The 24771-nt window shown below is 65.5% G+C and carries 23 protein-coding genes and 3 tRNA genes; 13 read left to right on the top strand and 13 right to left on the bottom strand.

The annotated features are described in order from the left end of the window. Nucleotides 1-17: 17 nt before the first annotated feature. The 8 genes from FE633_RS12575 to FE633_RS49740 form a co-directional block, all read right to left on the bottom strand. The gene (locus tag FE633_RS12575) at nt 18-287 is read right to left on the bottom strand and encodes a DUF6284 family protein (RefSeq protein WP_138045196.1); all 270 of its coding nucleotides are present in this window, start codon (nt 285-287) and stop codon (nt 18-20) included. A gap of 473 nt (nt 288-760) precedes the next feature. Beyond that, the gene (locus FE633_RS12570) at nt 761-1498 is read right to left on the bottom strand and encodes a GntR family transcriptional regulator (RefSeq protein ID WP_138045195.1); all 738 of its coding nucleotides are present in this window, start codon (nt 1496-1498) and stop codon (nt 761-763) included. 169 nt (nt 1499-1667) lie between these two features. Beyond that, on the bottom strand, nt 1668-1880 hold the full coding sequence (locus FE633_RS12565; protein WP_246113573.1) for a hypothetical protein: 213 nt from the start codon (nt 1878-1880) through the stop codon (nt 1668-1670). 263 nt (nt 1881-2143) lie between these two features. Further along, entirely contained in the window at nt 2144-3193 is a 1050-nt protein-coding gene (locus FE633_RS12560) for a beta family protein (protein WP_138045194.1), read from the bottom strand. A gap of 322 nt (nt 3194-3515) precedes the next feature. Continuing rightward, nucleotides 3516-6344, bottom strand: coding sequence for a Z1 domain-containing protein (locus FE633_RS12555; protein ID WP_138045193.1), 2829 nt, complete (start codon nt 6342-6344; stop codon nt 3516-3518). Next, a complete protein-coding gene (locus tag FE633_RS12550; protein ID WP_138045192.1) occupies nt 6341-7333 on the bottom strand; it encodes a PD-(D/E)XK motif protein in 993 nt (330 codons plus the stop codon). Before FE633_RS12550 ends, FE633_RS12555 begins: the two co-directional genes overlap by 4 nt. Further along, complete coding sequence (locus FE633_RS12545; RefSeq protein WP_281291175.1) at nt 7330-8766, bottom strand: ATP-binding protein; 1437 nt, start codon at nt 8764-8766, stop codon at nt 7330-7332. Before FE633_RS12545 ends, FE633_RS12550 begins: the two co-directional genes overlap by 4 nt. Before the next feature lie 1080 nt (nt 8767-9846). Further along, the gene (locus FE633_RS49740) at nt 9847-10269 is read right to left on the bottom strand and encodes an EspF repeat-containing protein (protein ID WP_138045190.1); all 423 of its coding nucleotides are present in this window, start codon (nt 10267-10269) and stop codon (nt 9847-9849) included. 386 nt (nt 10270-10655) lie between these two features. On the opposite strand from FE633_RS49740, the gene FE633_RS12535 reads away from it, so the two are divergent. Then, nucleotides 10656-12179, top strand: a complete 1524-nt coding sequence (locus FE633_RS12535) for a hypothetical protein (protein WP_138045189.1) — start codon at nt 10656-10658, stop codon at nt 12177-12179. A 378-nt stretch (nt 12180-12557) separates the two neighbouring features. Here the strand turns inward: FE633_RS12535 and FE633_RS12530 are convergent, their stop codons facing one another. Further along, nucleotides 12558-13490 carry an Eco29kI family restriction endonuclease gene (locus FE633_RS12530; RefSeq protein ID WP_138045188.1) on the bottom strand — a complete coding sequence of 311 codons (933 nt, stop codon included), beginning with the start codon at nt 13488-13490 and terminating at the stop codon, nt 12558-12560. Between the two features lie 401 nt (nt 13491-13891). Here FE633_RS12530 and FE633_RS47140 point away from each other — a divergent pair. Both FE633_RS47140 and FE633_RS12525 read left to right on the top strand, forming a co-directional pair. Next, nucleotides 13892-13996, top strand: a tRNA-Tyr gene (locus tag FE633_RS47140). Between the two features lie 221 nt (nt 13997-14217). After that, the gene (locus FE633_RS12525; protein ID WP_138045187.1) at nt 14218-14430 is read left to right on the top strand and encodes a hypothetical protein; all 213 of its coding nucleotides are present in this window, start codon (nt 14218-14220) and stop codon (nt 14428-14430) included. A gap of 16 nt (nt 14431-14446) precedes the next feature. On the opposite strand, the gene FE633_RS12520 is transcribed toward FE633_RS12525, so the two are convergent. Both FE633_RS12520 and FE633_RS12515 read right to left on the bottom strand, forming a co-directional pair. Further along, nucleotides 14447-14824, bottom strand: a complete 378-nt coding sequence (locus FE633_RS12520) for a nuclear transport factor 2 family protein (RefSeq protein ID WP_246113572.1) — start codon at nt 14822-14824, stop codon at nt 14447-14449. Nucleotides 14825-14861: 37 nt separating this feature from the next. After that, on the bottom strand, nt 14862-15518 hold the full coding sequence (locus FE633_RS12515; protein ID WP_138045186.1) for an SDR family oxidoreductase: 657 nt from the start codon (nt 15516-15518) through the stop codon (nt 14862-14864). Nucleotides 15519-15668: 150 nt separating this feature from the next. Here FE633_RS12515 and FE633_RS12510 point away from each other — a divergent pair, with 150 nt between their 5' ends. Next, nucleotides 15669-16700: a hypothetical protein gene (locus FE633_RS12510; RefSeq protein ID WP_138045185.1), complete on the top strand. Its 1032-nt coding sequence runs from the start codon at nt 15669-15671 to the stop codon at nt 16698-16700. 180 nt (nt 16701-16880) lie between these two features. On the opposite strand, the gene FE633_RS12505 is transcribed toward FE633_RS12510, so the two are convergent. After that, nucleotides 16881-18140 (bottom strand): amidohydrolase family protein, encoded by a 1260-nt coding sequence (locus FE633_RS12505; RefSeq protein WP_138045184.1) that lies wholly within the window; start codon nt 18138-18140, stop codon nt 16881-16883. Nucleotides 18141-18384: 244 nt separating this feature from the next. Between FE633_RS12505 and FE633_RS12500 the strand changes: the two genes are divergently transcribed. The 9 genes from FE633_RS12500 to FE633_RS12460 all read left to right on the top strand — a co-directional run bounded on the left by FE633_RS12500 (nt 18385) and on the right by FE633_RS12460 (nt 23696). Continuing rightward, nucleotides 18385-18457 (top strand) — tRNA-Thr (locus FE633_RS12500). A 46-nt stretch (nt 18458-18503) separates the two neighbouring features. After that, a tRNA-Met gene (locus tag FE633_RS12495) sits at nt 18504-18576 on the top strand. A gap of 97 nt (nt 18577-18673) precedes the next feature. Next, nucleotides 18674-18838: a 50S ribosomal protein L33 gene (gene rpmG / locus FE633_RS12490; RefSeq protein WP_003948671.1), complete on the top strand. Its 165-nt coding sequence runs from the start codon at nt 18674-18676 to the stop codon at nt 18836-18838. Between the two features lie 128 nt (nt 18839-18966). Next, nucleotides 18967-19419 carry a MaoC family dehydratase N-terminal domain-containing protein gene (locus FE633_RS12485; RefSeq protein ID WP_119102627.1) on the top strand — a complete coding sequence of 151 codons (453 nt, stop codon included), beginning with the start codon at nt 18967-18969 and terminating at the stop codon, nt 19417-19419. A gap of 5 nt (nt 19420-19424) precedes the next feature. Further along, nucleotides 19425-19853 (top strand): MaoC family dehydratase, encoded by a 429-nt coding sequence (locus tag FE633_RS12480; RefSeq protein WP_138045183.1) that lies wholly within the window; start codon nt 19425-19427, stop codon nt 19851-19853. 158 nt (nt 19854-20011) lie between these two features. Continuing rightward, nucleotides 20012-20584, top strand: a complete 573-nt coding sequence (locus tag FE633_RS12475) for a TetR/AcrR family transcriptional regulator (protein WP_171059914.1) — start codon at nt 20012-20014, stop codon at nt 20582-20584. 80 nt (nt 20585-20664) lie between these two features. Next, the gene (locus FE633_RS12470) at nt 20665-22134 is read left to right on the top strand and encodes a DHA2 family efflux MFS transporter permease subunit (protein ID WP_138045182.1); all 1470 of its coding nucleotides are present in this window, start codon (nt 20665-20667) and stop codon (nt 22132-22134) included. A 66-nt stretch (nt 22135-22200) separates the two neighbouring features. After that, nucleotides 22201-22578, top strand: a complete 378-nt coding sequence (locus tag FE633_RS12465; protein ID WP_138045181.1) for a DUF3291 domain-containing protein — start codon at nt 22201-22203, stop codon at nt 22576-22578. Nucleotides 22579-22640: 62 nt separating this feature from the next. Then, the gene (locus tag FE633_RS12460; RefSeq protein WP_246113571.1) at nt 22641-23696 is read left to right on the top strand and encodes a UDP-N-acetylmuramate dehydrogenase; all 1056 of its coding nucleotides are present in this window, start codon (nt 22641-22643) and stop codon (nt 23694-23696) included. A gap of 7 nt (nt 23697-23703) precedes the next feature. On the opposite strand, the gene FE633_RS12455 is transcribed toward FE633_RS12460, so the two are convergent. Continuing rightward, nucleotides 23704-24720 carry an adenosine deaminase gene (locus tag FE633_RS12455; protein ID WP_138045179.1) on the bottom strand — a complete coding sequence of 339 codons (1017 nt, stop codon included), beginning with the start codon at nt 24718-24720 and terminating at the stop codon, nt 23704-23706. Nucleotides 24721-24771: the final 51 nt, after the last annotated feature.

Here is a 24771-nt window from a genome sequence, read left to right as displayed (position 1 = left end):
CGTGAACTCCCCATCCATCACGCCGCCTCCCCCGAGGTGGCACGGTTGGCGAGCGTCGCCCGCTCAGCCAGCACTCGGTGCCGGTCGCGACGCACGCGCCGCTGGTCCAGTTCGTTCGGCGTCCGCTCCAGCAGGGCGATCCGCACGTCCAGTGCCTCGATGTCGGCCTCGACGTCGGCGAGGATCAGCGGCATCTCAGCCTCGATCGCGTCAAGCTCAGCGTCCGTCGGCTCCATCCAGTCGGCGAACGCGGTAACAGCGTCCTGAACAGTCACGATGTGGTCCATGGGTCGTGCTCCTCTCTCAGGTGGAACGGCCCGAACAGCACCCCCGGAGTAGCCGCTCCGGGGGTGCGCGCCGTTGTGGAGTCAGGGGATTCCGGCTCCCCTCAACCCCGCCCGTACGACCCCCGCACGAAGTGCGGAGCCGGACGCGCGGGGGAGGCAACCGGCCGCAGTCGACAGCGCTGCGGAGAGATTGAAGGGGCGCGGGCCTCACCCCGCGCTGGCCGCCTTTTCGGAGGAGGCGGCGACCTCATCACGCTGTTGAGTTCTCAAAGAACGACCAACAAGGGGCCCCTGAAAGAGCGAGCTATCCCGAACCGGTAGGGCTGTCCGCGCACGCCGGATAAGCCCCTTGCGGAGCCCCTGGGCGACGAACCTCCCTAGGGATATTTAAAGCACTCCTCCCTAGGGAGGTCAACAGGGCACGAAAAAAGGGGCCCGCGTGAGCGGGCCCCTTCGGGCTGTACTCGTTCCCGTCAGCCGGTGATGTGGTACTCCATGACGTACACCCCGGCGTCCAGCAGCATCCTGTTCACCTCAACCGGCCTGCCGTCCTCAGTGAGGGCCGTCCGGTAGATCTCAACCACCGGGGTTCCCTCGGTCAGGTGCAGACGCTCGGTTTCCTCCTGGCTGGGCATCCGTGATCGCAGCTCTTCCACGAACCGCACTGGCTTGGCACCGAGTTCGGCCAGGCGTGCGTATGTACCACCAGGACCGGTGTCCTCCTGGGCGATAGCCGACTCTCGTACGAGATCAGCCGACAGGTACGAGACCGCCGCCTGGACCGGTTCGCCCTCGACGGTGAACAGCCGGTCTCGGACCACGACGGCCGCGCCCTCCTCTAGGTCGAGGATGCGCGCCACGTCGTCCGGGGCGGGAGCCTCATAGACCCGTAGCTCGGTCACGGTCATGGGGCGTTCACCGATGTCCGCGCTCCAGATGGCGCGGCCGGCGCCCCACGTTTCCTGGGAAAGTCGCCGGTTTGCGACTCGCCGAATCGGTTGGAATTCCCGGACGTAGGTACCGCTACCCTTCCGTCGAACGGCCAGCCCTTCGGACACGAGCAGCATCAGTGCCCGCCGCGCCGTCTCCTTGGCCACCCCGTGCTTCTTCACGAGGGCAGGCTCACCGGGGAGCCGTGCGCCGGGCGCCAAGTCGCCTGAACGAATGCGCTCCCGCAATTCGTCGGCGATCTCCCGGGCGGTCTCCGCCATCAAGCTCCTCACTTCCCTAGGGTGGTTCTGGCTTACAGCTTGGCACACCTGCGGGCGGTTGCCTCTCTGGGGGAGAGTGACCCGCGTGTGGACCTCGAATCCGGCGGGTTGTGGGCCATGCGTGGGCCAGCGCCCTCGGCGTCGCCTCGGAACAGTGCTACCGACCAGGTCAGGCGGGGTTTCGCCCGGTGAAGACGTCTAGCGTCACCTCGGGCCCTTCGAATGCCGTGCTGATGAATGACTGCAGCGTGACCGCGTGCGCGCCGCGCGCGGTCCTCGTCCCCGAAGTGCGGATTCGCTGCGCCTTGATCACCCTGGATCCGCTGCCCTGACGGGTCTCGATCCACCCCTCGTTGCGCAGTGTCCACAGGGCCCGCTGCACGGTGTCCCGAGAGACCTCGAATCCGTTGCCAGAGAACGCTGAGGTGGCAGGAGCGTTCCCAGCGGGTAGACGCCCACGGCCATGCGTTTCCTCAGTTCGTCCGAGACCCTCTCCAATTCCCTGTCGCCACCGTCCACGGCTCCGTCTCCGCTCACCGTGGAACCGTGTCTCTTCCGGAAGACGAGCAAACCAACTTCTGTGCGTGCGGCCGAACTTCCCAGGCCCCTCGGTCAGGTGTCCGTCACGCCAACGCACTCTCAGCTCTAGGGACGCCCAGTGGCCGTCAGCTCAGACGCCACGACGGCTAGGTGGTGCGAGGTTGCCCAGGCGCGCCACTCAGTGCCTCCTCCCGCCTTCTGGCGCTTACGTTGTGCGCGCTCCTCAAGGCGAGCGTCGCCCCAGGATGTGGCGGCTCCCGTGGCAGGCCAGTAAGGCGAATTGACGAGGTCCTGGCTGAGCGTGAAGAAGTCGTCGTTGCCCTGCCGGAGTCGCGGATACACGAAGACTTGCCAGTCCACCGCCGTGGTGTAGCGCATGTTGGGATCTGGAGTCCCGCGGCTCTTGGGCAGGATCCGCGGGTACGTTACGCCGAAGTCCCCGAAGTCAGGTTGCGGACCCTGCCACCTCTTGATGACCTCCCGCCAGAGCAGTGCGTCTTCTCTCACCACGGGTGTAGCTCGGCCTCGCTTGAAGCCCGTCAGATTGATGGGGAAGGCACCGGCCGCCACGCAGAGATGCCTCCACTGCCAGTGCGAGAGGTGCTTCAGGGCCTCGATGGTCTGCTCAGCCAGGGCTTCCCTTGTCCGATCCGAGTGAACCGGACCGGCATCAAGCAGCAAGTCGACCTCCTCGGGGGCCAGCTGCACTGCTCGAAGCAGGTCATGTATCTGCTCTTCGTGTGGGAGCGAATCGCCGAAGTCATCGGCCGTAGAGATTCGCAGGCATGCTCCTTGTTGGTGGGCTGTCGCTACCCCTGCCACCTCGGCCAACACGTCATCTGGGTCGGAGCCCCTGAAAACCGGGGACATGGCAACGCCACGTAGTCCCAGAGACTCACCGACTCGAGTGACGGGCCCGCCGGCTTCTCCCTTGAGCACGCGGCCGGGTGGCAGTGCGCCACAGTCAACTGTGACGATCATGCCGTTCGGTACGTTTTCCATGGCGTGCTCGCAGAAGGTCTCCAGCAAGTCTCGTAGCTCAAAATCCGGCACGATCTCCATCACTGGACGGACCTGAGCTTGCACCTCGGGCGAGGCGTGCCCCAGCGCCAGAAACTCGCCCGCCTTGCCCTTCAGAATAGGAACGTAGGCCACCGGCCACCCCCAAGCGCTCCCCACACTCAGCCAGTTGTCGAGCTAATCGTTCTTGACAGAGTGACCGCGCCAGACAGAGGTAGGTAGAGCGCTGTTCGAGCCACGGGGCTCAAAGTTGAGGGTCGAACGAAGACCCGTCCCTCAGACCGTCTCCGATCGGCGCCGCCGCAGACGGCGTTGAGGGGTGACGAGGGGCAGTGGCTGGATCCGGGGGACCCAGCCACTGCGGCGCAGAGCGGCATCGCAGTCGTCGGGGAAGCCGACCACTAGGAGGCTCGACGACCACTGTCCTATAGCGAACTCCTGAAGCTACGGCCGGCTGTCAGAGGCTCGACTCCACGCGGTACTTCAGGACCCGACCGTCGTCTGGTTTGGCGGCTGAGGGGAGCTCCAACCGGAACGCCATGACGATTCGAGTCGAGTCAAACCTGAGGGTCTCCTCGTCCGGCTTGGCGATCATTGGGTAGAGCAACATGCCAGCCGTACGTGAACCCGGGACGCGCACCACATCGTGAAGCAACCGATGATGTATGGGTTGCGACTTCGCCTGGAGGCGCCCTTCGATCTCGTTCCGACTGTGGAGACTGAAGGGTCCGAAACTGAGCAATGGCGTGGTTGATTCAGCGTCGAGAAGCTGTGGCATGACAACGTGCCAACGGTCGACTTGCGAGGAACCCAAGGTCTTCAGCCAACGCAAGTCCGCTTGGAATTTCTCCTCATCCAGCCAGGACAGCTTCTCCAAGATCTTGACAACCAGGCCATGGCTGAAGTCGCCCTGGAAGATGCTCAGCGACTTACTCACGTGTGGGGCAGGCTGTGGACCGCTCATTCCGGCGAAGATGGGTCGAAAAGCCTCCAGGTTATCGCGCAGCTTCGCTTTCTCGCTCAGCAGCGGGTACGCGCTACTGGGCTCTTTGACGTCCGTAGCGTCCTGTTCGAGGATGGCGCACCATCTCTTATTCGCTGCGGTGGGCTTGACTGAGGAGTGCTGAGCGACCAAGGGGACGATCCGCTGAGGTGTGATCAGGGGCTGGCCGTTGTCATCCATCTTTGCGTACTTGTCGAGTTGATTTCGAAAGAATTCTTCGTCTTGGCAGATCCCGGCGAAAGTCTCATGAAGACTCTCGGGGATATAGAGTCGCACCAGATCGCGGTAATTCTTCCGGAAACCGAACCAGCGTCCCATCTGCATAAGTGTGTCAGCTGCCCGTGCGGCGCGCCGGTAGTAGGTAACTGTGAGACCCTCGACGGTGAAACCGCGGGCTAGCATGTTGCCGCCGATCAAGATACGCCAGACGGGCGATGAATCGAAATCCAGCTCTTCGCCTTCGATCTTATCGCTGTTGACGACCAGGACCGGGTGCCCTGTTTGCTCGATTAGTGCTACAGCTTCCGCTATGTAGGGTTTGAGCTCGTCAAAGCCGGCGGGCAAAGGCAAATCGCTAGCGATGGCTGAGGAGGCTGGTGCGATGTCTCGCAGGTATAGGTTCCGGAGTCTTTCATAGCTATTGGTCGAAGAATATCCGGCCCTACGCCAGTGCCGCTTGATGTTTTCGGCCTGATCTCTATGTACGGTCTTCTTCTGGGCTTCATGAACGAGCATGGTGTGATGCTTGAATTTGCCAATCCCCATGCTCTCTCTAAAGAGCTTAACGGCTCCAGAAAGTACGAAGGCATCGAGGGCCTCCCCAAGCTTGGAATCATCATCCTTGCGTCGGGGTAGGAATCTCACATGGCATTTCTCAGGTGAGTTCGCGTAAGTCTTTTCTTCCCCGTCCGTAGACGAATCGTCGTCATTGAAGTCCGATGCCCCCATGTATCCGCTGGGGCGGTCCAGGGAGATGAGGAAGTCCTTCGGGAAGAGGCTGTGGGGATCCCCGGGATCTATAAACACGTTGGCGAAGGGCGTTGCCGTATACCCCACGTACTGGGCGCGAGGCAACATCATGAGCAGTTCGGATATAGCTTTGTTGATAGCGGTCCGTTCAGCTTCTTCCTCGTACCACTTCTTACGGTTCGTGTTGATTGAAGCCTGATCCGACTCGTCGTCGATGATCAGGGTGGGGATTCCGGGTAGGCGCGAATGAACCCTTTTCAAGTCCTTGATAACTCGCTTGAGGACACCCGAGTTTTTCTTCACCACGGCGAGGCGAGCGGCTTCAGGGAATACGTTGTCGGGATGATACAGCGGCTTGGTTGGGTCTGTGCCATGGAAGTCGAGAGAATCGATGGCTCCCGATTGATAGTCCTGATGATGCCTGGTGAGACGGTGCACCTCAGGTATACGCGCTCCTGCGGGTATCTGCCCATGGTCAATGAATCGACCGGCGACCCACTCTTTATCCTGCTGGTAGTCGACATCATCCAACGCGTATTCGTCTGCCGGGTCGATGCCTCCCAACACGCTGCTGACGCCAGCGAATTCCATATCGAGACGCCGCTGAGTCTGAGACCGTAGCTTATCTGTGGTCCCCGTCAGTACGATAATGAGCCGGTAGCCGACATCGACTGCCTTAGCGATCACTCCGGTGAAGTTGGCCGTCTTTCCGCTCTGAACATAGCCGACAACGAGTCCCTTGGACTGGTAAGGCTGATCAGTAGTCGGATCAGCCAATCGCTCCACCACGCGTGAGGTGGCCGGCCCCAGGGAGCTCGCGACGTCTTCGGCGGACCACCCTTTCTCGATAAGATAGTTCTTATAGTGATTCCAGTAGAATCCTCTGTCGCTGGCTAGTCCTTCTGTGTACCAGGGAATCCAATTTTCGGCCGACGTGATGACCGTGGGCCGGCCCGTTTGCGCTACTGGGAAGAGTTCCACGAATAGTTCGGCCGTTTTCTCATCGACCCGAAGACGATCAATGATGACCGCTCGGCGTTGGTCACTTCCAGCCTCAGTGTGCTGCGTCCACGAGTCGGTGGGTGGCGCGGCGTCCCATCCGGCTATGCTCATGTGCATTTGGATCCGAAGAGGGTCATTGGCGCCGACTGAGCTAAGGTAGCGACAAAGCTCGGGATCCCCCACCTGAACCGGTGAAGTGTCGGAGTCATCCGCAGCAAATTCGGCTGCGGTATGGAGAGATCGAGGACCGCGTGCTTCCATCAATTTGAGAGCCGCCAGGTAAGCGTCTGTCAATGCGTGGCCGCTGCTCATACATCATCCACTTCTTCTAGGCTGTCTGTGAGAAATTTTGGTAGTGGAGCGCTCGAGTTGCGGCCCGTCAGGTCGATTTGGTAACGGACTTGGATGATCTGTTCCCGAGCTGCCACTCTGCGGACTTGATCCGGAGTCAGGCGAGGGAAGTCGTCCGTAACAGCGAAAGCCGCAGGTTTCGTGCGAAGCGCCCAGGGGCCCTGACAGGTGCGCTCGAAGCGATCGCGCCAGCCAGCCTGTTCTAGGTGTGCCTCCAAGGCAGCATGGTCTTCGTCGTCTCGTGCTTCGGCTCTGGCGAGGCGGACCAAGTCGGGCAACCTATTCCCGGTACCTGGCCCTGCCGACGTTATTTGGCAAGAAATTAGCCAGAGGGGCTGGGAACCGGTGGGGCGCAGCTGGGTTAGAGATTCGATCCAATGGATGCGTCGTTCCGACCGTGTTGTCTTTACTTCGATATTGAGGCCCCGTAGGGCAAAGTCGTGCTCTTCTCTTCGGGGACCCAGCCAAGCCCCGAGAGCCTCCTTACTGCCGATAGTTCGTGTCAATCCGAGCAATACGATGAGCTCGCCGAAGAGTCCCACCTCGCGTTCGATCTCCAGCGCGTGGCCGCTCTGGATCAGGTTCGCTAGCGAACGAACGGTGTCGCCGAGTGCCTGTTCCGGAGAGAGGCCTTGCAGCTGGATCCGGTCGGCGATGACACAAAGCATGGGATAGGCGTCAGCGAACAGGTCACGGCGAGTCACCGCGATCTCTAGGTAGCGGCGTTCACTGTTTCGTACAATCTCGCAACGAATGTGCTCCAAACCCCGGTCGGGGATAATCCCGGTGCCATCAAAAGGAACTCGCAGCCCAATTTCTGGTCGCTTTGGGGAGATGAAGAGAATTAGAGGCGGATCGCCAGGTATGGGCTGATCGATGGGGACGTTTGAGCGCAGGTAGCTCCTGAGGCTCGCTTCGCTAAGATGGCGTCGCTCGACCCCGTGGGTCACGATTTCTCCCCCTGTGCCGCCACGGTCAACAACTCCTGCCAGATTTCAAGATTGTCTTTGTCTTTCGAGCCGAGATATTCACCCTGGAATAGGTCTTCCATGATGATATATAGAAGCGCTTTGAGGACGGGCATGTCGTTGAGTCCACCTCTGCGACCACCTAGCAATGTCGCCCGATAGCGTTCGTTGAGCCACAGGGTACGGTTATCGCGATCGACGAGAAAGAAGGACTCATCGGCGAAGGCGGCCCAGCGAATATTGATGGGCTCTTCGTCCTCCAGTAGCGGTATTTCTCGCTTGATGGCCTTCTTCAGGGGCGGAGCGAGGCCGCGGCCGGGAGGGATCATCCGCCTTCGCTGCATAGTTCGTTTTTTGGAGTCACGGAATACGGTTTCGGCGACTTGCAGGTAGTCGGCGAGGGTGGTTTTGTCCTCCGCCTGGGCCTCTTCGCATAGGTATGCAAACTTGGGACCTATACTGACCTTAGATTTTTCCGGATTCATTTTGAAAAGGCCAATCGTGTCGTCTTCGATGTCGATTTCGACACGGGCCAAACGGAGTCGGCGGTCGCTGGCGTGGATTCCCTCCCATCCGCCAGCGTGGAGTAGGCGGTCGTTTCGGTAGAAGTACAGCCCCTGCCTGAAGTCAGCCCCGCCCGGAAGGTTGAACTCGGGCAGCTGTGAGCGACCAGGCCAGATGTGACAGCGCATGCTCAAGGTGAGCCCTTCGGCCCGGCCCACCAACGTCTTGGGCCAGCCGCTCTTGCCTGTCCGGGTGTAGCCGAAGGGGTCGAGTGGCGAAACGCCGAAGCGGCTACCGCATTCCCCGGTCTCCGCCTCTTCCACCTCGACCCATATCCTCATGCGGTGCGCGGCCAGTAGCCGATGCATGACCAGTCCGAGGTGCTGACGTATCTGTACCAGGGTCCTGCTGATGTACTCCTCTACCCGGGCCGGGTCGTCGGTGGCGGGGAATCCCGTGACCTCGTCCCAACGAACAACGGTTCTTCCGGCGCCTTGAGGGAGGTTCCACTCGCGGTCAAGCTCGCCGGCGGCGAAGTGTTCGGGCACGACGCCGCAGAGAAATCCGCTCTGCTGAGGGCTAAGCTCCCACCGGCGACCAACCACACGTCCCCTCTGGTCCCGAGAGAGCAGAGTGAGACTGCGAGCCTGACTGAAGGATGCAGCCTTCAGACCAATGCCGAAACGGCCTAGATCACCGGTCCTGTATTTGCGACGCCCCCCTAGGGTCATGGCGTCATCGATGGCTTCAGGTGCTATGCCGAAGCCATTGTCAACCACGTAGAGGCTACGGAGCCTGCCCGCACTCCTGACTATGCGGATGAGGATGTCTGTGGCTTCTGCGTCCACGGAGTTGTCCACTAGGTCGGCTAGCGCGGTATCTAACGAGTGATTGCGACCGAGACCATCCATCGACCGTGCATCTGGCGGCAGGTCGACGCCCCCGCTGGTAGGAACCTCATCGCGCCATCTGACCATGGGACGATGATCGCTGCGAGCTCAGTGCCTGTAAAGGCGCTTGGATATCTTGGTGGGACGTTGACCGGAAGAAACGATGCCGCTACGACTCATGATGTAGGGGGCGCCGTGCCGCATCCGTGCGCACATAGGTACGTGTACTTCCTTCGGAGCCCTTACCCCCTGCTCTAGAGCGCTCCCAGTCAGTCTCGGTGAGGTGTTGAACGGTCTCCGGAACACGGAGACGATCGCCTTCGATCCTGTCGCCCTGGAATTTTCAGTTCCGTTTCGCGGGGAGGTGCTTGGAGTCCCGCGCCGGAAGCAGCCCTCGACGAAGACCGCCACATGCCCGCGCTGGGAGGTGACGGGACGAAGGGGCCTGTGTACACGCTGGTGCCGTTGCTGGGCAGGGGCCGTAGGCGACGCCCCTGCTCGCCACCGGCGCCCGGCCGAGTCTGCTGGGAACTCCGGACGGGGTCAGCCAGGGAACCTCTCCTCGCATGGGTGCAGCGGCCAGAGTTACGTCCCCTTCAGGACGATGAGGGCGGGCCGCTCCGACTCCCGCCTGCTCCCGGTGGGCAGGCCACTGCCACCTCCGTGGAGTTCCCCCAGGCGTCCCCCAGAGAAGCATCGGATTGTCGAACGGCCTGGTCAGAGATATCAGGGGCGGCCCGCTGTAAAGCTGCTGCCCTGCCTTCATGGAGTTGCAGGGCATCCCGCGGTCGAGTGACGCAGCCCTTGCTCAGGTGACGGCGTGGGGCGCCAAGTCGTGCGCGCTTAGCTCGAGGTGATGCCGTCGGCTCGTTGGCCGCCGGCCTTTGCGGGTGGGCGGCATGTGGAGCACTTGCCCGTCAGCGTCCGCCGCTCCAGTGACGAAAGATCCCTATATCAGACGTAGATGCTTGGTGTCTCGAAAACAGGAGAAGAGTGCCAACCGACTGAACTTTTCGACAAGGTAATCGCATTGGACGCACTTCGTCCCGGCACGTCGCGAGACATGGCATTCCTCCCCATGTGTTGGCAGTGGTCGCACCGTCACCTCGACGGAGGACCCGACAGGCGATCGGCACTGGGTGCGGCCGCTCGGCAACACCGGAATCTTAGGGATGCCGCAGCGGGGACAGCTGGTCGCCTAGCGGCCCTTCGTCTCCAGGTGAGGCGGAAGGGCCCTTTCGTTTGTCTGAAGTGGCATGTCCCACGGAGGGCTCCGATCGCCTCAACGAACCCCAGCGCCGCTGCGGTTCGTTCCACGCAAATCGGAAGGACCCCCCGTGGACGAGAACCACGACGCTCAGCTGCCGTCCGACGGCCCCGAGTCAAATCCGGCATCTTCCGCTGAGCCCACCCCTTCACCCCAGGAGCAGGCGCAGGCCAGTTCGGATGAGGTCGAGCTCTCCGCTTCGGAGTCGAGCCAGACAGGCGCGGACGAGGCTGAGCGCTCAGAAGAGGATCTTCCATCCTTGCCCGATGGGCTACCGGCTCTTCCCCGGACGGCGGCAGTACGCAAGCTCGCTAGCACGCTCGTCACACATGGGTTCAGTGAAGGCGCGGCCACAGCGGTCGCACGAGCGATCGCACGGCCCGAAGAGGCTCGCAAGCGGCTCCAGAATCCTGACATCATGCGTGTCCCTGGAGGAATTCTCCACACCATCACAACCCAGGTATGGGCGCCTGCGGTCTGTCACTTCCCCGGCAACAACCGGGAAGCGGGCTACAGGGTCTACCCCCTGTCGGGAACCCTGTCGCCGGGGCAATTCCCCCCTCTGCGGGGCCTAGAAGCAGCTCCGGGGGAAACCGGGGAACTCGTTCTCCAAGCAGAATCGCGCGCCCACGTGGTTAGCGCCATGGATAAGTCGAACAGCTTCCTTGCTCGGCACAATGACCTTACCGAGACCATCGGGCAGCACGGAATCCTGAGGGAGCTCTTGCTCACGGTCGTCAGGATCGACCATGAGTCTGAGGACGAACCGCCGGCATGGGCTCTCGCCGGTGCTGACGGTAGCAGCCGGATTTCTGCGAGTCACCGGATTCACGCACTGGGAGCGAGCGACGTCCTGTATGGACTGCCGGGCGACGACCGAAAGTATCGGCAGCTGCTGAGCCAGGTCCTTGGGACGGGTGAACGCCCGCGTGAGGAGGTCACTCCCGACGACGTGAAGCGGGCTCGAGCACTCGTTGCCCCAGCGACACTCGTCCTGCGCTTCGTCCCGGACGAAGGCTCCCAGCTGCAATACGACCAGGCGGTCAAGTTCATCGTGGGGATCACCCACGTAGAACCTCCGAAGCCCTGGGGAAGCGCAAGCGAGAACGACGCTTTGGCGGATCCGGTCATTGAAGAATTTCTGCGAGCCGGCCGCCTCACGCGTACCCGCGCGGAGTGGTTCGCCGCAGACCTGACGCCTGAAGAAGTGCGCTCCAACGTCCTCGATCCCTGGCCCGATACCCGGGTCACCGAGATCGTGTCCACCTTCCTCAACGCCGAAGAGCATGCCCTCTTTCGCAAGGGCGTCTTGAGGATCACCGCCAAGAGCAAGGTGACAGCCGACTTCAAGGCGAAAGTGGTCACCGAGATGATCTTGCGCCCTTGGCGCGCAGCCAACGCTGACGCTGATGCCGCGGATCGGGTGAGTGGGACTCGCAGCACGCTGCAACGCATGCTGAAGTGGACGCCGCTACAGGCGTCAGGCTGGCACACCAGCGGCGACAACGATCCCGACAAGATGCTGGAAGTAGCCCTCCGCAATCTCAAGGAGGGCGGCAGCGCGGAAGAGGCGGGCATTGAGCTGGGCGTCCGCGGCGGCTACTACCTGGCGGTGCACGGGACTCTGGTTCGAGAGGCACGAGGACGCACTGTGGACTACCGCACTCCGTCATCGGTGCTCCAGCGGATGACGGAAAGCTCTCATGGGCTCAGGACCCTTCACAGGGCGATCGTCGACGGACGACAGAACAGGAAGCCGCAGAGGGTCGACGAGGTCGGAACACCGCAACTCAACCTGAGCAACAAGCCTCTCCTAGCCGACGATAAGTGGCTGCGCACCACATTCACTGCCGTCGGTGAATCCGTGGCGTCGCCTCCCATCGAAGGAGACGTAACCACGCCAGAGAGCGAGTTCGAGTCAGCCAAGACCCACTTCGCGAACCTCGTGGCCTCTCTGGAAAGCGCACTCGTAGCAGCCGAGAGTGTGCGTGGACACAGTCGGCCGTTCGTCAGGGAACAGGGATGGCCTCAGGTTCACGCGGAGGACCTTGGTATCCGTCTCGACAAGATCAGCGGACGGCTGAAGATGTACGCCGCGATCGCCGAGGCGGCGGAAGAGGCTCACTCCGGCAGCACGGATGGCACGGAGGAGGCAGACGAAGTCTGAGGGCTGACTACATGCCGTCGTACCCGGCGCGGGGTCGAGACCTACGGATATGGCTGAGCGGAAGCCAGTGGATGCCGCTCGTGGGGCCTTAGCTGCGCCGAAGACTGAAGCGGTAAGCCAATGAGGCCTTGTAGTGAGGTCTGCAAGGCTGCCGGTCGGCTGGCTGGCGCTGCGCGCGCTGTTCGTGATCGCCGCCGAGCGAGGTGCCTGGTATGTAGAGCATTTGAGATCGCCCGGCTGAGGAATGGTTAGCGCGCTCGTCAGGTGGCCACCTGCGGCCAGCTGCGAAGGGCCGGAGACTCAGTCTCCGGCCCTTCGCAGCCGTTTTGGGATGAGCCGGGATTGAACTCGCCATCCACGACCGGCCAGCGCCGTGGACTACAGATCGCCCTCGGTGAAGTGGCTCAGTTCGGCCTCGGTCAACTCCGGGGTGGACGTCGGGTCTGGGTTGGCTACAGGCACGGCAAGATGCTCTCGAATGAGACGAAGGCTCTCTTCCGGGCTTCGACCGGGCTTGTCGTGCTTGGCGGCCCATGTGCGCCCGGGGTGGAACTCGTCCCAGTCAGGACGGGCCCCGCGGCGGCGGCCGCCGCCCGGATCATGGTTGCCGAAGCCCTGTAGGACCTGATTCCACAGCGGTCGGTAATGCCCGATCATGAGCGCTTCGGCCAACGGGACCCAGATGTCATCCACTACCAGGAACCTGCACTTGAAGTCGCTCAAGCGCAGCTGGGGTTGGCCGTTCTCCGCACCATAGGACTCGACCTGCGCCAGGCTACGGGCGTGCTCTCGGAGGCGCAGGTACAGTACAGGCTCTTCCGGGGTGGACAGTAGGCCGTTGAGGCCAGCCCGGGCTCCCTTCGGCACGGCTCGGCCGACGTAGATAGGCGTCTCCAGATCCAACTGGCTGTAGGGCTCATAGGGACCCGCGTAGTAGATGCAATAGAGACCCGAGCCGTTGAACGAGACTTCGGGAGCAAGCGGGTTGAGCGGCTCCTCCCGAAGCGCCTGTTCCACACTCCAGGCCAAGTTGATTCGGTCCAGCGGATTGAATCTCTCCGTACGCTTTCGCTGCACAGAGGGAGTCGCTACTGGCTGGCTCGACCGTCCGCGACGGTCGAGATAATCCCGAACAGCGCTCCCGCTGAATACTGGCCCACTCCGGAGCTCGACCAGAGGCAGGGGGAATTGCGCGTCTCGGCTGCGCATGTTGGTGATCGCTTGTCTGGTCATACCTGACAGCTCGGCGATCTCCGCGATGCCCACAAGATCCACGCGACGCGTCTCAACGCTCGGTTCGAACTCGAACAAGGAAGTCTCCCACCCGTAGTGTCACTTGGAAACGTCAAGCCGTTTCCCTCATGCACGGACGTTACCGTGAAACTTAACCGCTGTCCACAACGTGCTGTGTCAGGCGTACACGCCAGAAGGTTCCTTGACGCTCGAGGCGACTACCGGCGTTGGGCTCTGGGACAAGGGCGCGCTTCGGCGGCTGAGCAGCTCCCTGAGGGAGTGGGGTCGCTCGGGAGGTGTCGCCGCTGAGCAGGTCATCAACGGCCGATCAGTGACGGCGCACGTGCTTTGAGGGCGAGCAGGTCAGGAAGGCGAGTCAGGGCGAGAGTCGCCCCTGATCTCCTTTCGGGCGAAGGACCGTCGAGGACCTGCGCGTGCGCGGAGGTGAAAGAGCCCTAGACGCCGTGGGGCCCGCGTGGGGCGGCCGGGCAACGTGCGGCGTTTCCGCTGATCAAGGCCGCCCGGTCGCGCGGACTGTAAATCTGCCGGCTCAGCCTTCCCAGGTTCGAATCCTGGCGCCGCCACAGTTGAAACGAGACCCCCTCTGATCTGCGAGAACGCAGAGCGGAGGGGGTTTCTTCGTGTTCGGGCTCGTTCCGTTTTGTGTGTGGACGGCGATCGGGGCGGTCGGCGGTACGGGATGCGGTGCGCAGGAGCGTGGACGTGGTGCGGACCGAAGCGGACCGCGAGGGCCAGGGAGCCGAGTCGTGCGCCCGCCGCCGTCCGGCTTCGTACGCTGAGGTGTATGTCGTCACGTCGCAGGAACTGCCCCGAGTGCCGTCGCGAGATCGCCGTCGTCGCCGGGCGGTTCGCGCGGCATGATCCGCCTGGGGCGCGCGAGAGCGGGGAGCTCGTGTCGTGTCCGGGGTCGCGCAGGCAGGCGCCGCTCGGAGCGGACCAGCCCGCGCTGGACGGGTACGTCGTACCGGAGTTCCCCGGCCAGCTCCCCCTCTTCTGACCACGAGGTCACGACGTCACGAGAGCGGGCGTACGTCCATCCGGCTCACCAAACCGTCCGCGCCGAACCGGTACACATGCTCGACCGGCTCCTCCGCCCAGTGATCGCCCGAGTCGTCCCGCAGCCCCGGCCGTACCGTGGCGACCACGCGGCTCCCGTCCTCGTCCAGGCGCAGCCCGTCCAGTCGTACGAGAGGGTGCATGGTCTCGAACTGCGCCGCCCAGTAGGCGCGTACCTCGGCGTGGCCGTGCAACCGCACCCCGTCGGCGACGTTCGGCCAGTCCACGTCCGGGGCCAGACAGTACGGGACGAACGCGTCGCGTTCATCGGTGCTGAAGACCTCGTACATCTTCCGCAGCAGGGACTCCTGCGCGGCGGGAACCTCTTCGGACACGACAACGACTCCTCCGCTCGGGCTGGTCACCGTCCCCTCAGTTCCCCGCCACCGATTTCACCGCCACAGAAACCGGCACCGACCCGCTGATCAGCTCCAGTGTCAGCCCGGCCGTCGCGGATGTGTCCACCAGCTCGGCGAGGACGGCCGCGACGTCGTCGCGCGGGATGGGGCCGCGGCCCGTGGAGGCCTCCAGGCGTACGAGACCCGTGCCGGCGTCGTTCGTCAGCATTCCGGGGCGCAGGATCGTCCAGTCCAGGCTCTTGAAACCGCGGATGTACGCATCGGCCTGGCCCTTGGCGCGCAAGTACACGTCGAACACGTCGTCCCCGGGGTGCGAGGGGTCCGCGCCCATCGACGACACCACCACATACCGTCGCACCCCGGCCCGCACCGCGGCATCCGCGAAGAGGACCGCGGCACCCCGGTCCACGGTGTCCTTGCGGGCCGTGCCGCTGCCCGGGCCCGCGCCCGCCGCGAAGACCGCGGCGTCCGCGCCCTGCAGATGCGCGGCGACCTCCTCGACCGAGGCCGACTCCAGATCGCACAGGACCGGCTCGGCTCCGGCAGCCCGCAGATCGTCGCCCTGCTCGGGCCGGCGGATGATTCCCGCTACCTCGTCACCGCGCGCGGCGAGCAGTCGCTCCAGCCGCAGCGCGATCTGACCATGACCTCCAGCGATAACAATGCGCATGTTTCCGACCGTACGCCCGGACGCCCACACGTGCCGCACAACTCTGTGGACAACTCATGAGTCTCCTGATTGATCGCTGAGGTACCAGAACGATCACTCAGTCACGAGGGCGACGCCGCGCGGCGTCCGAAGGAGACCGTCATCATCGCCATGACCACTGCCATGACCACCCTGCGCAAGCCCCTCGCCGCGGTCGGCTGCACCGCTGTCCTGTTCGCCGGAGCGGCCGCCTGCGGAACGGTCGAGAACCTCACCGCCGGGCAGAAGGTCGACCACGCCGTCGAGGCACTCGGCGAAAAGAAGTCGCTCTCCTTCGAGTTGGCGCTCGACGCCGAACCGTCCGCGCTCACGAAGCTGGCCGGAGAGGCGGACCCGGGCGAGGAACTGCCGCCCGAGCTCGCGAAGTTCCTCACGGGGATGCGGGTCACGGTGTCCGTCGAGTCGAAGAAGCCGCTCGCCGACTCGGGCGAGAAGGACCTCGTGGGTACGGGCATGCAGGTCTCCGGGGCCGACGGCGTCCTGGTCGAGTACCGGGCCGTCGGCGACTTCACGTACTACCGCGCCGACATGAAGGCGCTCAGCGACGTGATGGGCTTCCCGTTGCCCACGGCCGACGAACTCCCCGAGGGGGAGAAGGAGTTCAAGAGGGTTCTCGAGGGCAAGTGGGTCAAGGTCGACAACAGCGAGCTCGAGAAGTCCGGGAAGCGCGCCTCGGGATCCGGCGAAATCGACACCAAGACCCAGCAGAAGATCCTGAAGGCCGTCCGCGGTGTCTTCGCGCGTGAGGTCACCTTCAGCAGCAAGGAAGGCAGCGACGGCACCGAACGGATCATCGCCAAGGCCTCGTTCCGCGACCTGCTCACGGGGGTCTTCGACAAGCTCCGGCCGCTGGCCGACGACCTCCCGGCGGGCACCGAACTGCCCACCCGCAAGGACCTCAAGGACGCCCCGGACAAGAAGATCGCCGTCAACTTCTCCTTGAAGAACGGCGACCTGACCCGCGTCTCCGTAGATCTCGCCGCCCTCGCTGAGGACGCGAAGGGCGCCAGGCTCCCGCTGGTCCTCACGTTCGGCAAGGCCGCCGACGTCAGCGCTCCGTCCGACGCCACCGAGGTGCCCGCGGGGGAGTTCGCGGGCCCCGGCAACCCGTTCACGGGCGGGGTGCTGCCCGGCGGTTTCTGAGGCAGGAAGCAGTCGCCATCGGTGACAGCTGAGAACACAGGCACGCGCGCGTGGACCCCTAATGCCCCCGATAAGCCCCAGAAGACCTTCACGCGCGCGTGAACCCTGAAAAACCTCCACGCGCGCGGTGCCCCGCCCAAAGTCCCCAGGACGGCCCCTCAGGACGGCCCCCCCAAGCCTTCAAGACGGCCCCTCAAGATGGTCCCCAGCCCGCCCCTGCCGAGGCAGATCCAACGCCGCAGCCGCAGCCGACCCGCAGTACTCGCGCACCGCGCTCGTCCGCGCCACCACCCGACCCCGGTGCACCACGATCCGGCTGTACGCCAGCGCCAGCGCCCCCGAGAGCCGGTCGCCGCGCACGGCGAGCAACTCGGCCGGGAAACCCGCCTCCACACGCACCTCGGGCAGCCCGAGCAACGCCCGTGCCGACGAGCTGACCGCGGTGTAGGCGTCCTCGGGGCGCAGCCCGTAGCGGGAGGCCAGCAGGTACGCCGCTTCCAGCGGATCTCCGCGCCCCACGGGATTCGACAGGTCCCTCATCGCCCCGCTGCCCGCCGCGACACGCACCCCGGCCGTCTGCAGCAGTCGTACGGGAGCCGTCCCGCGCCGGTCGACTCCCGAGCAGCCGCCCTGCGGCAGGCAGACCACGGTCACTCCGGCCGCGGCGAGCTGATCCGCCGTCCGCGACACCGTCTCGAAGGGCAGCCGGCCGAGCGCGCCGCACGGACCGAGCGTCACCCCGGGTCGCAGCCCGCCGGCCATGGCCGCGAACCGCGTGAGCCGCGCCGGATCGTCACCGTCCGTGTGCAGGTCGACCGGGCAGCCGTGCTCCGACGCGACCTCCAGGACCGCCTCCACGTACCCCGTCGGGTCGGGGTCGAGATCCGGACAGCCGCCCACCACGGAGGCGCCCATTTTCATCGCGTCCCGCAGTATCGCCAGCCCTTCGGCCCCGGCGAGCCCGGTCAGCACCCGCGGCATCGCCACCGCCGTCAGCTCGACGAGTCCCCGCAGCGCCCGCCGAGCCCGGAGCACCGCCGTCAGCGCGCCGAGCCCCTGCACATCGCCCACGTGCACGTGCGAGCGCAACGCGGTGGCCCCGTGTCCGAGTTGCAGCAGCGCGGCCTCGGTCGTACGGCGCTGGACGTCCTGACCGTCGTACGAGACCGGACCGTCGCCGTCGGCCGACAAGGCCGTGTCGCTGTGGGCGTGCGCCTCCGCGGGGGCCGGAAGGAGCAGATAGCCGGCGAGGTCCACGCGCGCGGTGTGCGCGCTGAGGCTGCCGGCCGTACCGACCGCCTCGATGCGCCCGCCGCCCAGCCGCACGTCCACGGTCCGGCCGTCGGTCAGCCGCGCACCGCACAGCAGCAGGGCGGAGCCGTCGCCGGGGCCCGGCGAGGGGGACGAGGGAGAGGGCTGCGGCGGCTGACTGTCGGGCATCGCGCTCCTGGGGCTCGGCGGCTGCGGAGAGGGACACCTGATCACGCAGCGTGAGTCGAGCCTAGGATGACGATCGGCGCGCTTCGAGGAGGAGCGGAATAGTAGTACCGGTGTGGTCCGCTGGGTGTGAGGAGCGGATGGAACTCCTGGGAAGCGCAGGGGAACGTCCTGGAACGGGGTGGGGCAGGTGCCGCGAAACGGATTTGGGCGATCGGTGGCCGACCGTGTAATGTCTTCATCGCTCGCCCCAATAGCTCAGTCGGCAGAGCGTCTCCATGGTAAGGAGAAGGTCTACGGTTCGATTCCGTATTGGGGCTCTGGTGCGTGAGGTTCCTGCCGCGAGGCGGGGCCCGATCGCATCGCAGCGGTGTAGCTCAGTCGGTAGAGCAAGCGGCTCATAATCGCTGTGTCACCGGTTCAAGTCCGGTCACCGCTACTGACAGTAGCCGATTGTGGGGTCGGTCCTTCGATCGGCTACTCTTTTATGTCTATGCGTTAAACCCTGTCCCATCCGTTCGTCAAGGAGCACTCACGTGGCTGCCACCGACGTCCGCCCGAAGATCACGCTGGCCTGCGTGGAGTGCAAGGAGCGGAACTACATCACCAAGAAGAACCGGCGTAACAACCCGGACCGTCTTGAGATGAAGAAGCACTGCCCGCGTTGCAACGCGCACACCGCGCACCGCGAAACGCGATAAATCAGGCTCGTACGCGAGGCCGTCCCCAGCAGAATGGGGGCGGCCTCGCGTCGTTGTCGGCCTACCGGGCCGGCCAGAACGAACGCTCAGTTCGGGCAATCACAGCGAACACAGGAGGTACCGAGCCCATGGCGCTCGACCAGTCCTTCGTGGGGCGGTCCTACCCGCCCACCGACCCTTATGAGGTCGGCCGGGAGAAGATCCGCGAGTTCGCGGAGGCGGTGGGAGACCCCAACCCCGCGTACACGGACGCCGAGGCCGCCAAGGCCTTCGGCCACTCCGATGTGATCGCCCCGCCCACCTTTGTGTTCACGATCACCTTCAAGGCCGCGGGGCAGGTCATCCAGGACCCTCAACTGGGCCTCGACTACAGCCGCGTGGTGCACGGCGACCAGAAGTTCGCCTATACGCGCCCGGTGCGCGCGGGCGACCGGCTCACGGTCACCTCGACCATCGAGGCGATCAAGTCCCTCGCGGGCAACGACATCCTGGACATCCGCGGCGAGGTCCACGACGAGGCGGGCGAGCACGTGGTGACCGCCTGGACCAAGCTCGTGGCCCGCGCGGCAGAGGAGGGCTGACACGTATGACGGCGAAGATCGCGTACGCGGATGTGGAGGTCGGCACCGAACTGCCGGCCCAGGCCTTTCCGGTGACCCGCGCCACGCTCGTTCAGTACGCGGGTGCCTCCGGTGACTTCAATCCGATCCACTGGAACGAGAAGTTCGCGGTAGAGGTCGGCCTCCCCGATGTCATCGCGCACGGCATGTTCACGATGGCCGAGGCGATCCGGGTGGTCACCGACTGGGTGGGCGATCCGGGTGCCGTCGTCGAGTACGGCGTGCGCTTCACCAAGCCCGTCGTCGTCCCGAACGACGACAAGGGAGCCACCATCGACGTCAGTGCCAAGGTCGGGGCCAAGCTGGACGACAACACCGTGCGCGTCGACCTCACGGCGATGAGCGCGGGCCAGAAGGTCCTGGGGATGTCGCGGGCGGTCGTACGACTGGCCTGAGGGCAGCGCTTGGGCCGGCGGCGCCCGCAAGCTCTTGTGTAAGGGGCACCCTCTACGGAGGCGTGCCCCTTACTCATGAGCTCTCCTCATCCTTGGGCTCTGTATGGGCCTCACGCCACCCCTTGACTTAGGTAGTGATTGGCCACTAACTTAGTCGCATGGTCAGGATGAGCGCGGAAGAGAGGCGCGAGAGCGTCATTCGCGCCGCGATGAGCGAGTTCGCCCGGGGCGGCTACTACGGCACGTCCACCGAGGCGATCGCCAAGCGTGTGGGCGTCTCGCAGCCGTATCTCTTCCGCCTCTTCCCGGGCAAGAAGGCGATCTTCCTCGCGGCGGCGGAGCGCTGCACGGAGGACACTCGCCGAACCTTCGAGGAGGCGGCCAAGGGCCTGGAGGGCGAAGAAGCCCTGCATGCCATGGCGGACGCGTACACCAAAGTCATCGCGGAGCAGCCGGAGCGGCTGCTGATGCAGATGCAGGTGTACGTCGCGGTGGGCGCCGCCGAGGAAGCCGGTGACCATGAGTTCGGTGAGGCGGTGCGGGCGGGCTGGATGCGCCTGTGGGACACCGTCCACCTGCCGCTCGGGGCCGACCTGGGCGAAACCGCGACCTTCATGGCCTACGGGATGCTCATCAACTGCCTGGTGTCCATGGGATTTCCGCCCGAGCACCGGGTGTGGGAGGGCGTCTACCCCTCGGCTCGGACCAAGGGCCGGCTCGAGAAAGGCTGAAGCCGGGACGGTGCAGATCGGCGCCTCTTCATGACCGTAAAAGTTAGTCATCAATAACTAACCAAACTACTGGGGGAGCGATGTCACAGGAGACAGCACGTCGCGGGAGCACAGCCTGGGCTCTCGTCATCACCAGCGTCGCCGGGTTCATGGCGGCGCTCGACAACCTCGTCGTCACCACCGCACTGCCCTCGATCCGAGAGGACCTCGGGGGAGGACTCGACGACCTGGAATGGACCGTGAGCGCGTACACGCTCACCTTCGCCGTGCTGCTGATGTTCGGCGCGGCCCTGGGCGACCGGTACGGCCGCCGCCGGCTCTTTCTCGCCGGAATCGCGATCTTCACCGGGGCCTCGGCCGCCGCGGCCATGGCGCCCGGCATCGACTCGCTGATCGCTGCCCGCGCGGTGCAGGGCGTCGGTGCGGCGATCATGATGCCGCTGACGCTGACCCTGCTGACGGCCGCCGTTCCCGCCGCCAAGCGCGGTATGGCGTACGGGATCTGGGGTGCCGTCAACGGTCTCGCGGTCGCCTCAGGGCCGCTCATCGGCGGCAGTCTCACCGAACACGTCTCCTGGGGCTGGATCTTCTGGCTGAACGTGCCGCTCGGCCTGGCCTTGCTGCCGCTCGCCCGGCTCCGCCTCTCGGAGTCGTACGGCTCGGGCGCTCCGCTCGACATCCGCGGCACCCTGCTGGCCAGCGGCGGGCTGTTCGGCGTCGTGTACGGCCTGGTGCGCGCGCCCATCGTCGGCTGGACCGACGAGCTGGTGATCCTGGGCCTGTTCGCCGGCGCGGCTCTGCTCGTCGGCTTCGTGGTGCACGGCAGCCGTGCCAGGCATGCGATGCTGCCGATGCGGCTGTTCCGCAGCCGCGCCTTCGCCGGGATCAACGCGGCCAGCCTGCTGATGTTCCTCGGCATGTTCGGCTCGATCTTCCTGCTCAGCCAGTACATGCAGGGCGTTCTCGGCTACTCGCCCACCGAGGCGGGCCTGCGGATGCTGCCCTGGACCGGCATGCCGATGATCGTCGCACCCGTCGCCGGCTATCTGTCCGACCGGATCGGCGGCCGCCCGGTCGTCGCCGTGGGCCTGTTCCTGCAGGCCGTCGGGCTGGGCTGGTTCGCCTCCGTCGTCGCGACCGACACCTCGTTCGCCGCGCAGCTGCCCGCCCTGATCATCAGCGGCATCGGAATGTCCCTCTTCTTCGCCCCGGCCTCCAGCCTGGTCATGTCCAGCGTCAAGGGACATGAGCAGGGGATCGCGTCCGGCGCCAACAACGCGCTGCGCGAGGTCGGTGGCGCGCTCGGTATCGCGGTGATGGCCTCGATCTTCTCCGCCCAGGGCGGCTACGAGACCGGCCAGACCTTCGTGGACGGCATCCGGCCGGCGCTGTGGGTCGGCGCCTCAGCGGTGGCCCTGGCAGGCGTCGCGGCCCTGTTCATCCCGGCCGGAGGCCGTACGGCCGAGGCGGGGACGCGGGACGCCGAGGCCGACACCGATGTGGACGCCAAGACGGCGCCCGCGCCGGTGCTGGAGACCGTCTCGCCCTGAGTCCGGAAATCGAACCTTCTGTTTTCGCAGTGGATCCAGAAACCAAACCCTGGAAGGAGCCCAGCCATGCCCACCCTCCCCTGGACCATGCCGAACATCCCGCCGGACCACACCGAGGTCCATGTCTTCGCCTCCCGCTTCGAAACCCGGACCCTCTGGGGAGCGCTCAAGTTCTTCGCCAGGACACCGGGTGTCTGGCGGCAGGTGCGCAGGGCGCCCGGCGCGTACGGTGCCACGCTGAAGGCAGCGCCGCTGCGGCGCACCTTCTGGACGCTTTCCGCCTGGGAGTCGCCCGCGGCGCTCAAGGCCTTCGCTCGCGGCGGCGTCCACGCGCCGACCGCCCGGGGCCTCGCTCCTCAGATGCGGGACGCGAAGTTCGCCACCTGGACGGTGACGACGGACGACCTCCCGCTGGACTGGGCCGACGCGTTCCGACGCCTGTGACCGAGCCCCGCGGAGAACGGCCCCGCCCTGCCCGGCGGGGCCGTTCTCGTACTCTTGTGCACGTGCAGGAACTCCACGACGCCCCACTGGCCCCACTGACCACATTCCGGCTCGGCGGTCCCGCCACACGCCTGATCACCGCGACGACCGACGCCGAGGTGGTCGCCGCCGTCCGCGAGGCCGATGACACCGGTACTCCGCTGCTGCTCATCGGCGGCGGATCCAACCTGGTCATCGGCGACAAGGGTTTCGCGGGCACCGCCCTGCGCATCGCCACGCGCGGCTTCGAACTCGACAGTACGGCCCTGGAGCTGGCCGCCGGCGAGGTGTGGACCGACGCGGTCGCCCGCACCGTGGAGGCCGGCCTCGCGGGCGTCGAGTGCCTCGCCGGCATTCCCGGCTCGGCCGGGGCGACGCCGATCCAGAACGTTGGCGCGTACGGCCAGGAAGTGTCGTCGACGATCACCGAGGTGATCGCCTACGACCGGAAGACCCGCGAGACGGTCACCGTTGCGAACGCCGAGTGCGCCTTCTCGTACCGCCACAGCCGGTTCAAGGCCGACCCCGAGCGCTTCGTCGTCCTGCGCGTCCGCTTCGCGCTGGAGGACGCGGCCGGGCTCTCCGCGCCGATCAAGTACGCCGAGACGGCCCGGGCCCTCGGTGTCGAGCCCGGCGACCGCGTGCCCCTCGCGGCCGCTCGCGAGACCGTTCTGAAGCTGCGCTCCGGCAAGGGCATGGTCCTCGACCCCGAGGACCACGACACGTGGTCGGCGGGGTCGTTCTTCACCAACCCGATCCTCACGGACGAGGAGTTCGCCGCGTTCCACGCGCGCGTGGAGGCGCGTTTGGGCGCCGGCGTCACCCCGCCCGCGTACGCGGCGGGCAACGGGCACACCAAGACCTCCGCGGCCTGGCTGATCGACAAGTCGGGCTTCACCAAGGGCTACGGCACCGGCCCGGCGCGCATCTCCACCAAGCACACCCTCGCCCTCACCAACCGGGGCGGGGCCACCACGGAGGACCTGCTCGCACTGGCCCGCGAGGTCGTCGCCGGAGTCCACGACGCCTTCGGGATCACGCTGGTCAATGAACCCGTGACGGTGGGCGTCAGCCTGTGACCGCGGCTCATGCGAGCCAGTCGTCGACCCCGGACAGCAGCTTCTCCTTGATGTCCTCCGGCGCCGCCGACCCCCGGATCGACTGCCGTGCCAGCTCGGCCAGTTCGGCGTCCGTGAAGCCGTGATGGCGTCGCGCGATCTCGTACTGGGCGGCCAGCCGCGACCCGAAGAGCAACGGGTCGTCCGCGCCGAGCGCCAAAGGGACCCCGGCCTCGAAGAGCGTGCGCAAGGGGACGTCCTCCGGCTTTTCGTACACCCCTAGGGCGACGTTCGACGCCGGGCACACCTCGCAGGTCACCCCACGGTCCGCGAGCCGCTTCAGCAGACGCGGGTCCTCGGCGGCCCGCACCCCGTGCCCGATCCGTGTGGCGTCCAGGTCGTCCAGGCAGTCGCGCACCGACGAGGGACCGGTCAGCTCGCCACCGTGCGGGGCCGACAGCAGCCCGCCGTCGCGCGCGATGGCGAAGGCCCGGTCGAAGTCCCGTGCCATACCGCGCCGTTCGTCGTTGGAGAGGCCGAAGCCGACGACGCCCCGGTCCGCGTACCGCACGGCGAGGCGGGCCAGCGTGCGGGCGTCCAGCGGGTGCTTCATACGGTTCGCGGCCACCAGGACCCGCATCCCGAGCCCGGTCTCGCGCACGGCCGAGTCCACCGCGTCCAGGATGACCTCAAGGGCCGGAATCAGCCCGCCCAGACGAGGCGCGTACGACGTCGGGTCGACCTGGATCTCCAACCAGCCGGAGCCGTCCTTGATGTCCTCCTCGGCGGCCTCGCGCACCAGCCGCTGAATGTCCTCGGGCTCTCTGAGGCACGACCGTGCCGCGTCGTACAGCCGTTGGAAACGGAACCAGCCACGCTCGTCCGTGGCCCGCAGCTTCGGCGGCTCCCCGCTCGTCAGCGCGTCGGGCAGCCGTACGCCGTACTTGTCGGCCAGCTCAAGCAGAGTGGAGGACCGCATGGACCCGGTGAAGTGCAGGTGCAGATGAGCTTTCGGTAGTTCAGAGACATCACGTACGTGCTCCATCCCAAGATCCTGCCGCAGGTCCCCGTCGTGCCGGTACCGCTTTCCCCGATA

It is taken from the genome of Streptomyces montanus (assembly GCF_005786655.1).
In the GTDB taxonomy this organism is placed as follows: Bacteria; Actinomycetota; Actinomycetes; order Streptomycetales; family Streptomycetaceae; genus Streptomyces; species Streptomyces sporangiiformans.
This window is presented reverse-complemented; position numbering and strand designations above follow the sequence as displayed.